The 14735-nt window shown below is 68.7% G+C and carries 6 protein-coding genes, 1 tRNA gene and 1 rRNA gene; 1 reads left to right on the top strand and 7 read right to left on the bottom strand.

What is annotated here, in order from left to right; all coding sequences use genetic code 11:
• Positions 1-21: 21 nt before the first annotated feature.
• The 4 genes from OG524_RS27075 to OG524_RS27060 form a co-directional block, all read right to left on the bottom strand.
• Complete coding sequence (locus tag OG524_RS27075; RefSeq protein WP_405388262.1) at positions 22-822, bottom strand: helix-turn-helix domain-containing protein; 801 nt, start codon at positions 820-822, stop codon at positions 22-24.
• A gap of 215 nt (positions 823-1037) precedes the next feature.
• Positions 1038-3803, bottom strand: a complete 2766-nt coding sequence (locus OG524_RS27070; protein ID WP_405811813.1) for a DNA translocase FtsK — start codon at positions 3801-3803, stop codon at positions 1038-1040.
• A 109-nt stretch (positions 3804-3912) separates the two neighbouring features.
• Complete coding sequence (locus tag OG524_RS27065) at positions 3913-4593, bottom strand: two-component system response regulator (RefSeq protein ID WP_405388264.1); 681 nt, start codon at positions 4591-4593, stop codon at positions 3913-3915.
• Positions 4594-4836: 243 nt separating this feature from the next.
• Positions 4837-10269 (bottom strand): HAMP domain-containing protein, encoded by a 5433-nt coding sequence (locus OG524_RS27060; protein ID WP_405388265.1) that lies wholly within the window; start codon positions 10267-10269, stop codon positions 4837-4839.
• Between the two features lie 412 nt (positions 10270-10681).
• On the opposite strand from OG524_RS27060, the gene OG524_RS27055 reads away from it, so the two are divergent.
• A complete protein-coding gene (locus OG524_RS27055; RefSeq protein WP_405388266.1) occupies positions 10682-13297 on the top strand; it encodes a SpoIIE family protein phosphatase in 2616 nt (871 codons plus the stop codon).
• Between the two features lie 93 nt (positions 13298-13390).
• Here OG524_RS27055 and OG524_RS27050 read toward each other — a convergent pair whose 3' ends face one another.
• The 3 genes from OG524_RS27050 to rrf form a co-directional block, all read right to left on the bottom strand.
• Positions 13391-14086: a VOC family protein gene (locus OG524_RS27050; RefSeq protein ID WP_405811812.1), complete on the bottom strand. Its 696-nt coding sequence runs from the start codon at positions 14084-14086 to the stop codon at positions 13391-13393.
• Positions 14087-14309: 223 nt separating this feature from the next.
• Positions 14310-14382 (bottom strand) — tRNA-Thr (locus tag OG524_RS27045).
• A gap of 224 nt (positions 14383-14606) precedes the next feature.
• Positions 14607-14723, bottom strand: a 5S ribosomal RNA gene (gene rrf, locus OG524_RS27040).
• Between the last annotated feature and the right edge of the window lie 12 nt (positions 14724-14735).

Raw genomic sequence — 14735 nt, 5'->3', positions numbered from 1 at the left:
AGAGATGCCTGGGACGCGAGGTCAGCCGACCTCGGGGTCGCCCTTCGTGTACGAGAGGCGTTCGACCTGTCCCGGCTCGAACCGGTCTTCGACCTTCTTGCCGTTGACGAAGAGCTCGATGGCTCCGGCGTCACCGAGGACGAGGTCGACCCGCTCCTTGTCCTGGAAGGTCTTGGAGTCGCCCTGGAGCAGCAGCCCGTCGAAGAGCAGCCGTCCGTTGTGGTCCTTGGCGGAGATCCAGCTCTTGCCCTCGGTGGCGCTCAGCTTCACCGTCACCTTGTCGCGCGGGGCGGCGGCGATGGCGCTTTCGGAGGGCACGGGCTTGGGGTCGGCCGGCTTGGTGGCGGTGGGCTTGGGGGTGGTCTTGTCGGGTGTCGAGCCTTCGGCGACCTGGGTCGCGCCGGAGTCGTCGTCGGTGCCGTTGAACAGCGTGAAACCGACGAAGCCGACCACGGCGACGATCGCCGCGACCATGGCCGCGGTCCAGTTCGGCCGACGGGGTTCGGAACGGATCCGTTCCGCCTCGAACAGCGGCGCCGCGGGAGTGGGCGCAGGACGGCCGCCGTGTTCGGCGTCGAACTGCGCGATCAGCGGATCCGGGTCGAGCAGGACGGCGCGGGCGAGCATGCGGATGTGTCCGCGTGCGTACACGTCGCCGCCGCAGCGGGAGAAGTCGTCCGTCTCGATCGCGTGCACGATGGGGATGCGCACCCGGGTGGAGCTGCTGACTTCCTCGACCGTCAGACCTGCGGCGATACGAGCCTGCTGGAGAGCGCGACCGATCGAAGGCCGGTCGTCTTCGGGGGAGTTGCCGATGGACACGGGGGCGCCTTTCGAGCGTGAGCCACCTGCTGGATGTTCAGTCTAGGGGTGGTACGAAAGGGTGGGGCAACCGGGAGGGACGACTTTGTACGCCATCGGGTTCGCCGGACAGCCCCTCGGGCAGGGCAGGGGACGGAGTGCGGAACCGATCATCCCACTGCTCCTCCCTTCAACTTGACGTACGACCGGGCGAAACGGTTGCCCGCAAAAAAATCTTACGAAGCGGTTTCCCCACGAATCACTGCCAACACCCCGTCGAGTTCGTCCGGTTTCACCAGGACGTCGCGCGCCTTGGAGCCCTCGCTGGGGCCGACGATGTTGCGCGATTCCATCAGGTCCATGAGTCGGCCCGCCTTCGCGAAGCCGACCCGGAGCTTGCGCTGGAGCATGGACGTCGAGCCGAACTGGGTGGAGACGACGAGCTCCGCCGCCTGGCAGAGCAGATCGAGGTCGTCACCGATGTCCTCGTCGATCTCCTTCTTCTGCTTGGTGCCGACGACCACGTCCTCGCGGAAGACCGGGGCCATCTGATCCTTGCAGTGCTGGACGATCGCCGCGACCTCGTCCTCGGTGACGAACGCCCCCTGCATACGGGTCGGCTTGTTCGCCCCCATCGGCAGGAACAGCCCGTCACCCTTTCCGATGAGCTTCTCGGCGCCGGGCTGGTCGAGGATGACGCGGCTGTCGGCGAGCGAGGACGTCGCGAAGGCCAGCCGGGACGGCACGTTGGCCTTGATCAGACCGGTCACGACGTCGACCGAGGGACGCTGCGTGGCCAGCACCAGGTGGATGCCCGCGGCCCGCGCCAGCTGGGTGATGCGGACGATGGAGTCCTCGACGTCGCGCGGCGCGACCATCATCAGGTCCGCGAGCTCGTCGACGATGACCAGCAGGTACGGGTAGGGGCTGAGCTCCCGCTCGCTGCCTTCGGGGGCCTTGGCCTTGCCGCTGCGCACGGCGTGGTTGAAGTCGTCGATGTGCCGGTACCCGAACGCCGCGAGGTCGTCGTAGCGCAGGTCCATCTCCCGTACGACCCACTGGAGGGCCTCGGCGGCCTTCTTCGGGTTGGTGATGATCGGCGTGATCAGGTGCGGGATGCCTTCGTACGCGGTGAGCTCGACGCGCTTGGGGTCGACGAGCACCATCCGCACGTCCTCCGGGGTCGCCCGCACCATGACCGAGGTGATCAGGCAGTTGATGCACGAGGACTTGCCGGAACCGGTCGCGCCCGCGACCAGGACGTGCGGCATCTTCGCCAGGTTGGCCATCTCGTAGCCGCCCTCGACGTTCTTGCCGAGCGCCACCAGCATCGGGTGGTCGTCCTCCGCCGCGTCCGCGAGGCGCAGGACGTCGCCGAGATTGACCATCTCCCGGTCGGAGTTGGGGATCTCGATACCGACCGCGGACTTGCCCGGGATCGGAGAGATGATCCGTACGTCCGGACTGGCGACGGCGTACGCGATGTTCTTGGTCAGGGCGGTGATCCGCTCGACCTTGACGGCCGGCCCGAGCTCCACCTCGTACCGCGTGACCGTCGGGCCGCGGGTGAAGCCGGTGACGGCCGCGTCGACCTTGAACTCGGTGAAGACGTTCGTCAGCGAGGCGACGACCACGTCGTTGGCCGCGCTGCGCGTCTTGCCGGGCCCGCCGCGCTCCAGCAGGTCGAGGGACGGCAGGGCGTAGGTGATGTCGCCGGAGAGCTGGAGCTGCTCGGCGCGGGCCGGCAGCGGCTGGGAACGCTCGGGGGCGGGCTTGGTCAGGTCGGGCACGCCGCCGGACGCCGACTTCCCGGCGTCCCGGTCGCCCGGGGTGGCCTTCTCGGCCGTCCTCGCCCCGGGCACCGGTGACCCGCTCCGCTCCCGGTCGGCGGAGACGCCCTGCGTCAGGTCGGCGACGACCGGCGACGGCGGCATGCCGTTGAGCACCGCCCCGTCGAGGGCGGCCGCGGCGGCTGCCGCCACGTCCACGGCGTCCATGGTGCGGTTCATCGCGGGCTGGGCGGATGGCCTGCGCGGCCGGCGGCGCCTGGCCAGTGCCTCTCCTTCGGCCAGGTCCGCGTCGTACACGTCGTCGCTCCCCGGCCGACGGGCCGCGGACCGCCGCGAGCCCTCGGGCAGCGCGTCGCGCCACTGCTCGTCGTAGCGCTCGTCGTCGCTGTCGTCGTCCCCGGGCTCGGGTGCCGGGTCGACGATGCCGAGCCGCACACCGAGCTGCCGCAGCCGCTGGGGAATGGCGTTGACCGGGGTGGCCGTGACGACGAGAAGCCCGAAGACCGTCAGCAGCAGGAGCAGCGGGACGGCGAGCACCTCGCCCATCGTGAAGACGAGCGGCTTGGAGGCCGCCCAGCCGATCAGCCCGCCGGCGTCCTGCATGGCGTCGGTGCCGTCCTCGCGGCCGGGCGACCCGCAGGCGATGTGGACCTGGCCGAGCACCCCGATGACGAGGGCGGAAAGCCCGATGACGATACGGCCGTTGGCCTCGGGCTTCTCCGGATAGAGGATCAGCCGGACGGCGACGGCACCCAGCAGTATCGGCACGAGCAGATCGAGCCTGCCGAACGCTCCGGTGACCAGCATCTCGACGAGATCGCCGACAGGTCCCTGGAGGTGTGACCAGGTGCCCGCCGCGACGACCAGTCCGAGGCCGAGGAGCAGCAGCGCGAGACCGTCCTTGCGGTGCGCGGGATCGAGGCCCTTCGCTCCGCGCCCTATGGAGCGGAACACCGCACCCACGCCGTGTGCCGTCCCCAGCCAGAGGGCCCGCACCAGGCGGTAGACGCCCCCGGTGGGGGACGGTGCGGGTTTGGGCGCGGGCTTCCTGGCCGCCGTCTTCTTGGCGGGTGCCTTCTTCGCGGGCGCGGTCTTCTTCGCCGCGGTCTTCTTCGCGGGCGCGGCTTTCTTCGCCGGTCCCTGGGCACGGCCGGCGCGCTTCGCGGTGCCCGCCGTGCCCTGGGAACCCTTGCCGGACGTACGTGAGGCCATGTGACTGAGGTTACCGGTGCCGACGGCGGTGGACACGTGTGCCTACGCCTTCACCCGTCCGTGTCGCCTTGTACGGGCGCCGAACTGACGCGGTCTCAACCGCCGCGGCTCAGTTCTGCGAGGGCAGGACGACCGCGGAACCGCCCGTACCGGGCTCCAGCGCGTCGAGCGCGCGGCGCAGTCCGGTGAGCTTGCGTTCAAGGTGGGCCGCGGTCGCCACGGCCGCGGCGTCCGCCGATTCGTCGTCCAGCTGTTTGGAGAGCGCCTCCGCCTGCTCCTCGACCGCGGCGAGCCGTGCCGAGAGCTCCGCGAGCAGACTCGCCGGCTCCTTCTCGTCCGAGCCGGTGTGTGTACCGCCTTCGAGCTGGAGCCGCAGCAGCGCCGCCTGTTCACGCAGCTGACAGTTCTTCGTGTACAGCTCGACGAAGACCGAGACCTTGGCGCGCAGCACCCAGGGGTCGAAGGGCTTCGAGATGTAGTCCACCGCACCTGCCGCATAACCCCGGAAGGTGTGGTGCGGACCGTGGTTGATCGCGGTGAGGAAGATGATCGGGATGTCCCGGGTCCGCTCCCGCCGCTTGATGTGCGCGGCCGTCTCGAAACCGTCCATGCCGGGCATCTGAACGTCCAGCAGAATGACCGCGAAGTCGTCCGTGAGCAGCGCTTTGAGCGCCTCCTCCCCTGACGATGCCCGGACCAGTGTCTGATCGAGCGCGGAGAGGATGGCCTCCAGCGCGAGCAGATTCTCCGGCCGGTCATCGACCAGGAGGATCTTGGCCTTCTGCATCATGGCCCGCCCTCCTCGCCCCGGAATCGCACCGGGTGCCGCCCCAGGGGACGACTCCCTTACGCCGTCCGTCCTTGTGCCGGTCATGGTAGCCGCACCCCGCCTGTCACCACACCCTGTCACCGCGATGTCACTGTGCACGTAGCGGAAACGCGGCGCGAGACCAGAAGGTTCCCCGGATTCCGCGCACTCACACCCTTTCGGGCACACCGGTCGACGACGACCGACCGGGCGCCGCCCGCCCGGTCACTCTCCGCGCATCCAGTTCTCCATCACTGACAACAGATGATCGGAATCGACCGGCTTGGTGACGTAGTCGGAGGCACCGCAGTCGATCGCCTTCTCCCGGTCGCCCTTCATCGCCTTCGCGGTGAGCGCGACGATCGGGAGTCCCGCGAACTGGGGCATCCGCCGGATCGCCGTCGTCGTGGCGTAGCCGTCCATCTCGGGCATCATGATGTCCATCAGTACGATCGTCACATCGTCGTGCTGCTCCAGGACTTCGATGCCCTCACGCCCGTTCTCCGCGTACAGCACCGACAGTCCGTGCTGCTCCAGCACGCTCGTGAGGGCGAAGACGTTACGGATGTCGTCGTCGACGATCAGCACCTTCTCCCCGTGGAAGCGGAACGTCCTGCGGGGCTCCTGCTCGTCCTGCGCGCCCTGCACCCACTCCTGGGGCGCCGCGGTCTCCTGCCCTGCCCTGCCGTCCGCCAGGGCAGGGCGCTGCGCCGCAGTGCCCAGGGCCTTGCGGCGGCGCCGGAAGATCCCGGCGGAGTTGGCCGGATCGCCCAGGGGCGGCTCGGAGCCGGTCCGCTGCGAGGACTCCAACTGCGGGGAGTCCTCGGTGGAACCGCTGCGGAACTCGATGGGACCGGGCCCCATCTGCGGGTAGCCCTGCGGCGGCAGCTCGCTAGGGTGCAGCGGCAGGTACAGCGTGAACGTCGAGCCCCGTCCCGGTTCGCTGGCCGCGTGGATCTCGCCGCCCAGCAGGCGGGCGATCTCCCGGCTGATGGAGAGGCCGAGTCCCGTGCCCCCGTATTTGCGACTGGTCGTGCCGTCCGCCTGCTTGAACGCCTCGAAGATCACCAGCATCTTGCTGGACGCGATGCCGATCCCGGTGTCGGTGACCGAGAAGGCGATCAGGTCACCGTCGGCGTCACGCAGCGAACCGGCCTCCAGCAGATGCTCCCTGATGGCGTTGGGCACATCGGCGCCGGCCGGCCGGATCACCAGCTCCACCGCGCCGGTGTCGGTGAACTTCACCGCGTTGGACAGCAGGTTGCGCAGCACCTGGAGCAGCCGCTGCTCGTCCGTGTGCAGCGTGGCGGGCAGCTCCGGGGACACCCGTACGGAGAAGTCGAGGCCCTTCTCCGCGGTGAGCGGCCGGAACGTCGCCTCCACGTAGTCGACCAGCTGGACCAGCGCGATCCGCGTCGGGCTGACGTCCATCTTGCCCGCCTCGACCTTGGACAGGTCGAGGATGTCGTTGATCAGCTGGAGCAGGTCGGAACCCGCCCCGTGGATCGTCTCGGCGAACTCCACCTGCTTGGGCGAGAGGTTGCCCTCCGCGTTGTCCGCGAGCAGCTTGGCCAGGATGAGCAGCGAGTTGAGCGGCGTACGCAGCTCGTGCGACATGTTCGCCAGGAACTCGGACTTGTAGCGCATCGAGACCGCGAGCTGTTCGGCGCGTTCCTCCAGGACCTGCCGGGCCTCCTCGATCTCGGTGTTCTTCACCTCGATGTCGCGGTTCTGCTGCGCCAGCAGCTCGGCCTTCTCCTCCAGCTCGGCATTGGAGGCCTGGAGTGCCTTCTGCCGGTTCTCCAGCTCCTGGGAGCGGTCACGCAGCTGTTCGGTGAGCTCCTGGGACTGCTCCAGGAGCTTCTCGGTCTTGGTGTTGACGCTGATGGTGTTGACGCTCGTCGCGATCATCTCGGCGAGCTGGTTGAGGAAGTCCCGCTGGATGTGCGTGAACGGCTGGAACGAGGCCAGTTCGATCACACCGAGGACCTTGCCCTCGAAGAGCACCGGCAGCACGATCACATGCGCGGGCGGCGCCTCGCCGAGCCCGGAGGAGATCTTCAGGTATCCCGGCGGCACGTTGTCCACCTGGATGGTCCGCTTCTCCTCGGCCGCCGTGCCGATGAGCGTCTCGCCGGGCCGGAAGGAGGTCGGCATGGAGCCCGCGGAGTAGCCGTAACTGCCCCGCATGCGCAGCTCGTACGAGCTGTCCTTGCCGCCTTCGGCTCCCACCTCGTCGGTGTCGCCCGTCGTCATGGCCAGGAAGAACGCTCCGTGCTGGGCCGAGACGACGGGGGTCAGCTCGCTCATGATCAGCGAGGCGACGTCGTCCAGGTCACGGCGGCCCTGCATCAGACCGGAGATCCGGGCGAGGTTGCCCTTGAGCCAGTCCTGTTCCTTGTTGGTCAGGGTGGTGTCGCGCAGGTTGGCGATCATCGTATTGATGTTGTCCTGCAGCACCTGGATCTCGCCGGCCGCGTCGACGTCGATCTTGAGGTTGAGATCGCCCCGGGTCACCGCGGTGGCCACCGCGGCGATGGCGCGCACCTGACGGGTCAGGTTCCCGGCCATCTCGTTCACCGACTCGGTGAGGTCGCGCCAGGTCCCGTCGACGTCCCGCACCCGCGCCTGGCCGCCCAGCTGCCCCTCGGTGCCCACCTCGCGGGCCACCCGGGTCACCTGGTCGGCGAAGTTCGACAGCTGCGCCACCATCGTGTTGATGGTGTTCTTCAGCTCCAGGATCTCGCCGCGTGCGTCGATGTCGATCTTCTTGGTGAGGTCGCCCTTGGCGATGGCCGTGGTGACCGTGGCGATCTGGCGCACCTGACCGGTCAGGTTGGACGCCATCGAGTTCACCGACTCGGTGAGGTCCTTCCAGGTGCCGGAAACTCCGGGAACCCGTGCCTGGCCGCCCAGTTCGCCCTCGGTGCCCACCTCGCGCGCCACCCGGGTGACCTCGTCCGCGAACGAGGAAAGGGTCGTCACCATCGTGTTGACGGTGTCGGCGAGCTCGGCCACCTCGCCGCGCGCCTCCACGGTGACCTTCTTGGTCAGATCGCCGTTGGCGACCGCGGACGAGACCCGGGAGATGTTGCGCACCTGACTGGTCAGGTTGTTGGCCATCAGGTTGACGTTGTCGCTGAGGTCCTTCCAGATGCCCGTCGCACCGCGCACCCGCGCCTGACCGCCGAGGATGCCCTCCGTGCCCACCTCGCGCGCCACCCTCGTCACCTCGTCGGCGAAGTTGAGCAGCTGGTCGACCATCGTGTTGACCGTCGTCACCAGTTCGAGGATCTCGCCCTTGGCGTCGACGGTGATCTTCTTGGAGAGATCACCCTTGGCGACCGCGGTGGTCACCTCGGCGATGTTGCGCACCTGGAGGGTGAGGTTGTTCGCCATGCCGTTGACGGACTGGGTGAGGTCCTTCCACGTACCGGAGACGCCCTGCACCTCCGCCTGACCGCCGAGCATGCCCTCCGTGCCCACCTCGCGGGAGACCCTGGTCACCTGCTCCGCGAAGTTCGACAGCTGGTCGACCATCGTGTTGAGGGTGTTCTTCAGCTCCAGGATCTCGCCCCGGGCGTCCACGTCGATCTTCTGCGACAGGTCACCCCGCGCCACCGCCGTGGCGACCTGCGCGATGTTGCGGACCTGAGCGGTGAGGTTGCCCGCCATGCCGTTCACCGAGTCGGTCAGGTCACGCCACACACCGGCCACGCCGGGGACCTGTGCCTGACCGCCGAGCCGCCCGTCCGTGCCCACCTCGCGGGCCACCCGGGTCACCTGGTCGGCGAACGCGGAGAGCTGGTCGACCATCGTGTTGATGGTGTTCTTCAGCTCCAGGATCTCGCCCCGGGCGTCCACGTCGATCTTCTGCGACAGGTCACCCCGCGCCACCGCCGTGGTCACCTGGGCGATCTGACGCACCTGGGAGGTCAGGTTCCCCGCCATGAAATTGACGGAGTCGGTGAGTTCCTTCCACGTACCGGAGACGCCGTCGACACGCGCCTGGCCGCCGAGGCGGCCCTCGGTACCCACGTCACGCGCCATCCGCGTCACCTGGTCGGCGAAGTTCGACAGCTGCGCCACCATCGTGTTGACAGTGTTCTTCAGCTCCAGCATCTCGCCGGCCACGTCGACCGTGACCTTCTGCGACAGGTCGCCGTTGGCGACCGCCGTCGTCACCTGCGCGATGTCACGGACCTGGCCCGTCAGGTTCCGGAAGGCGGTGTTCACCGAGTCGGTGAGGTCCTTCCACGTCCCCGCCGCGCCCGGCACCTCCGCCTGCCCGCCGAGCCGGCCCTCGACGCCGACCTCGCGCGCGACGCGGGTCACCTCCGAACCGAAGGCCTGGAGCTGGTCCACCATCGTGTTGACGGTGTTCTTCAGCTCCAGCATCTCGCCGGCCACGTCGACCGTGACCTTCTGCGTCATGTCACCGCTGGCCACCGCCGTCGTCACCTGGGCGATGTCCCGTACCTGCGTCGTCAGGTTCCGGAAGACCGTGTTCACCGAGTCGGTGAGGTCCTTCCATGTGCCGGCCGCGCCGGGCACCTGGGCCTGGCCGCCGAGCAGTCCCTCGCCGCCGACCTCGCTGGCCACACGCGTCACTTCGTCCGCGAAGGTACGCAGTGTCTCGGTCATCTGGTTGATCGTCTCGGCGAGTTGCGCGACCTCGCCGCGCGCGCTCACCGTGACCTTCTGGGACAGGTCTCCGTTGGCGACCGCGGTCGTCACCTCCGCGATACCGCGCACCTGGGAGGTGAGGTTCCCCGCCATCGTGTTGACGGAGTCGGTGAGGTCCTTCCAGACCCCGGCCACTCCGGGCACCGTCGCCTGACCGCCGAGCTCGCCCTCCGTACCCACCTCGCGGGCGACCCGGGTCACCTCGGAGGAGAACGAGGACAGCTGGTCGACCATCGTGTTGACGGTGTTCTTCAACTGGAGCATCTCACCGGCCACATGGACGGTGACCTTCCGCGACAGGTCCCCCTTGGCGACGGCCGTCGTCACCAGGGCGATGTCACGGACCTGTGCCGTCAGCCGGTACGCCATGGTGTTCACGGAGTCCGTGAGGTCTTTCCACGACCCGGACATGCCACGCACCTGCGCCTGCCCGCCGAGCTTGCCCTCGGTGCCGACCTCGACCGCGACCCGGGTCACCTGCTCGGTGAACGCGGAGAGCTGGTCGACCAGGTTGTTGACCGTACGGGCGACCCTCAGGAACTCGCCGCGCAGCGGCCGTACCGTCTCGTCCGCCGTGTGCGACCGCAGCTCCATGCGCTGCTCGAGATCACCGTCGGCGACGGCGGAGAGCACCCGTCCGACCTCGGACACCGGGCGCGCCAGGTCGTCGACGAGCTCGTTGGAGGCATCGATCGCGGCTGCCCAGGATCCCTCGCAGGCACCGGTCTCCAGGCGCTCCGTGAGCTTTCCCTCACGCCCGACCACGCGGCGCACCCGGGCGAGCTCGCCCGTCAGATGCAGATTGCGGTCGGCCACCTCGTTGAAGACCGCCGCGATCTCCGTGAGCACGCCGTCGCCCGAGACGGTGAGCCGCCTGCGGAAATTGCCGTCGCGCATCGCCACGAGAGCCGCGAGCAGTCTGTTCAGAGCTGCCGCGTCCACGTCGATGGTCCCATTGCGCTGTTTCTTCACGGGCTGTCCGCCTTTTGTGCGCGTTCCTGAACCCCGCGCCGCCACGCCAGACTCCACCGTGTCCCTCCCGCAGGGGTTGACCGTATCGCTCGGGCCGTTGTCGGAAGTTTGCCCACTTCCACTTTGGCTCACCGCCACAGCACACCGTCGACGGGTGACCATGCGGACGTCAAATCGTTGAAACGTACCAGGCGGGAACCGGACGGGGTGCAAGGTCGGATGGTTGCCTCATTTCCCTCACCGGGGACCCCATAGTTGTGCGCCCGCGCACAACCACCGGGGGCCTGTGCGCACAAGTCCGCCCTCGTGTACCCGGGACACCCGGCGAGCGTCTAGCCTGGCAGGCGAATCGAAGCGGCGAGAAACGGGCACACGACTCGGGGAAGCGACGAGACACCATATGGGGAGTGCTGTGATCACCGCGCGCGCGGCTGCCACCTTCGATCCGGTCGGACGCTCGGTCGCGACCGCCCGCGCCTTCGTCCGCGACACCCTCCAGGGTTGGGGTTACACCGATGTCGTCGATGACGCCGTCGTCCTGACCAGCGAGCTCGTGACCAATGCGGTCGTGCACGCGGGCACGGCCGCGGATGTGCTGTGTCTGCGCACCGAGGAGGGCGTGCGCGTCGAGGTCGCCGACCACTATCCGGAGAGGGAGATCCCGCTCCAGAGCTCCGGTCTGGATTTCGGCAGCCCCGACCGGGAGGGCGGCCGTGGTCTGCTGCTCTGCGCGGCGCTCGCTTCGCGCTGGGGTGTCGAGTACTCCCCCACGCACAAACACGTCTGGTTCCAGCTCGATCTTCCGGACCGCCCGGTGGGCATCCGTTCCGCGGGACCGGTCCTGCCCACGGCACTCCTCCCCGTCACCGACGAGCGGGTTCGGGTGGCCGTCGTCCAGATCGACAGTTCGGGTTCCATCGCCGCGTGGAACGACGACGCGGCTTTCCTCTTCGGGTACGCGGCGGACCAGGTCACGGGCAAGCAGCTCACGGACATCGCGGCCTGGCCTCACACTCCCGGCACGAACACCGGTATCGCCGACGCCCTGCAGCTCTCCCGCTGGGAGGGCAGCTACGGCATCCGCGGCGCCGACGGCCGCGTCATCGCGGTGTACGCGTCGCACCTCAGGGTCCGCGACACCGGGGGCGAGCCGTCCACGGTCTGCCTCCTCGTACGTGATTACGAGCGCGCGGTGCTGCAGAGCCCGGTGCGCGCCCCCGTTTCCGACTCCTCGGCCGAGAACCGCACGACGGACCCGTTCGAGGTGTTCATCGGCTCTCCCGCCCCGGACGACCTCGACGGCCTGCTGCAGCGCACGGTCGAACGGGCGCGCGACATGCTCGACGCCGACTCCGCGTTCCTGCTGCTGGCCACGGATGACGAGACGGAGCTGGAGGTCCGGGCGACGACCGGTCTGCCCTCGGCCCGTCAGCGATTCGCCAGGGTTCCCGTCGAGGCGGGAACGGGTCGCTACGGTTCCGCCCGGATGCCGGCGGTCCACGAGGACCTGACGGCCGTGCCCGGCGCCGTGCCGCTGCTCAGCGACACGGGGATGCGTTCGGTCGTCACGGTCCCCCTCAAGGTCGAGGGCCGGCTCACGGGCTCCCTGGGTGTCGCCGCGGAGGCGGCGGGGCGGTATTCGAACGAGGAGGCCCTGCGCCTCCAGTTCGCGGCCGACCGCATCGCGCTGGCCGTCGAGTCGGCCAGGCTCGGTGAGCTGGAGCGTCTGCGCCGCGGTTCGCTGTCCTTCCTGGTCGAGGCCTCGGACCTGCTGGCCGGCACCCTGGACCGGGACCAGACCCTGGCGCTGATGGCACAGATGACCGTGCCCACGCTGGCCACCTGGTGCGCCGTGTACACGATCGCCGACCAGTTCTCGGAGCCGTACCTCTCGTACGTCCTGCACGAGGACGAGGAACGTATCGACGGCCTGAAGGCCCTGCTGTCCTCCATCGACCCGCCTGACCCCGTCCCGGCCCCGGGCGCCCGCATCTGGCCTGCCCCGGCCGCTGCGGGTCACCAGGCGGCCCTGCGGGTGTCCACGCGCACGCTGAGCCGGGACGCGCCTCTGAGCATGGGGGCGGCGACCCGCACGACGCTGGCGACCGCGGCCGCGGTGGGTGGCGAGACGGTGGTTCTGCCGCTCGTCGCGAGGAACCGCGTGATCGGCATGCTGACGCTCGGGAAGCCGTCCGACGACCACTTCCGCCAGGAGATCCTGGAACTGGCCGAGGACCTGTCCCGACGGGCCGCACTGGCCCTGGACAACGCCCGCCTGTACTCGGAGCGCATGGCCATCAGCCAGTCCCTCCAGCGCAGCCTGCTGCCGCCGGGTCTGCCCGATGTGCCGAATGTCGAGATCGAGGTCATCTACCGCGCGGCGGGCGAGGGCAACGAGGTCGGCGGCGACTTCTACGACGTGTTCCCGATCCGCGACGGTGCCTACGGCTTCGCCATCGGCGACGTCTGCGGTACGGGACCGGAGGCCGCGGCTGTCACGGGCCTCGCCCGTCATGCCCTGCGCCTGCTGGCCAGGGAGGGCTTCGGTGGCCCGGCGGTGCTGGAGCGGCTGAACGCCGCCATCCTCGACGAGGGTGCCCGCAGTCGCTTCCTCACGCTCCTGTACGGGGAGTTGTGGCCGCAGGAGGACGGCAGTGCCCTCCTGAAGGTGGTGTGTGCGGGGCACCCACTCCCGCTGCGCCTGCGCCAGGACGGCACCGTGGAGGCGGCGGCGGAACCGCAGCCGCTGCTCGGCGTCATCGAGGACCTGGAGCTGTACGAGCAGGAGGTCACCCTCGATCCGGGTGATGTCCTCCTCTGCGTCACCGACGGAGTCACCGAACGGCGCGAGGGGGCCCGCATGTTGGGTGACGACGGTCTGGCCGATGTCCTCGCCATGTGTACGGGCCTGACGGCCGGCGCGGTGGCGGGACGCATCCTGCGGGCGGTCGAGCGTTTCGCCGCGGAGCCTGCCTCGGACGACATGGCGATCCTGGCGATGCGCGTCCCGGAGCCGCAGAACTTCTAGTGCTGCGAACCGCACAGGTTCGCCGGGTCCGGATGTCCCGGGCCGAGGGTGGCGGCTCGGCCCCCGGCCGGCACCGCGTGGTCGAGGACCGAGCTACTGCTCCACGTGGCGAACCTGGAAGGCCGGTCCCTCCGGGCTGCTCAACCGCACGACACGACGACCGACCTCGTCCGACCAGGTCACCAGGTCTTGGCCGTGGTCGTGTGCGCGGGCGACGACGCCCTCCGGATCAACGACGCCGACGACAAGTGCCCACTGCGGGGTGGATGCGCCGGGTCCGGGTGCGACGGTGGAATCTCCGCAGATCAGAGGGGCGCCAGTCGTCTCCTCGTAGCAGTGCCGGACTTTGTCGGGCTGGTCGCAGGCCAGGACCATGCGGTGGGGAGCACCCGACAGCCGGGTCGGGAACCTCCACCCGGTGAAGTGGTGTGGCTGCCACAGTGAGAAGGCGGCGCCGACCGGATCGATCATTGTCGCCATGCGCCCCTGATCGCCTGCGTCGAAAGGACGAAGGGCCAGGCGAGCGCCATTCGCCGTCGCCGCTTCGACACGGTGATCGACATCGTCGACTGCCACGTAGCAGGCGATGTGGGCGGGGGTTCCCGGTGGGTAGACGGGGTTCGCCACGTCACTCACACCGCCGACCAGGTGGCCATCGATGGCTGTCTTGGTGGCCTTGGGCCAGTCCTCCTCGTCCACCGCGAAGCTCCGGTCCAGTGTCTTCGAGAAGTAGGTGACCGTGTCGGCCGGGTCGCGGGTCTTGAGGTCCGTCCAGCAGAATTCGTTCAATGTACCCGGACGGTCGTCATCCTGTGCTCCTTGTCGTACCGAAGCTTGGTGTCGGGTGCCCGGCCGACGGCGCAAGAGGTTTTCAGCTGCTGCGCATGTGGAGGCGTTGGCACGCCGGCACAGGTACCGGTGAAGAACCTTCGCTCGGATCGGCCCGCAAGAGCCTCCGGTGTCCGGACACGAGAAAGGCCCCCGCCAGTGGCGGGAGCCTTTCGTCTCATAGAGCCCCAATGCGGAATCGAACCGCAGACCTTCTCCTTACCATGGAGACGCTCTACCGACTGAGCTATTGGGGCCTGTTACCTGTCGCCCTGCGGCAACGAGCTAAAGCATACCCTGAATCCGAGGGTGCTCAAAACCTTCTGTTCGAAGAATCTGCCGCGATGTCGCCGGCACCTCAACACACCCGCACCCTCACCCGGGGACGTGCGACGCACGCCGCGATGCAGGGGAGTGAACAGGGTCGCGAACGCAGAAAAGCCCCGTGCCACAAAGGGCACGGGGCTTTCCCGGAATAATTGTTCGGCGGCGTCCTACTCTCCCACAGGGTCCCCCCTGCAGTACCATCGGCGCTGAAAGGCTTAGCTTCCGGGTTCGGAATGTAACCGGGCGTTTCCCTAACGCAATGACCACCGAAACACTATGAAAT

Origin of the sequence: Streptomyces sp. NBC_01520 (assembly GCF_045040375.1) — a bacterium.
Lineage (GTDB): Bacteria > Actinomycetota > Actinomycetes > Streptomycetales > Streptomycetaceae > Streptomyces.
Note: the sequence above shows the minus strand (reverse complement) of the source record. Positions and strands in the feature narration are given on the sequence as shown.

Coding starts and splice junctions, on each gene's coding strand:
- OG524_RS27070 (WP_405811813.1), bottom strand. CDS start 3,803: ATGGCCTCACGTACGTCCGGCAAGGGTTCCCAGGGCACGGCGGGCACC.
- OG524_RS27065 (WP_405388264.1), bottom strand. CDS start 4,593: ATGATGCAGAAGGCCAAGATCCTCCTGGTCGATGACCGGCCGGAGAAT.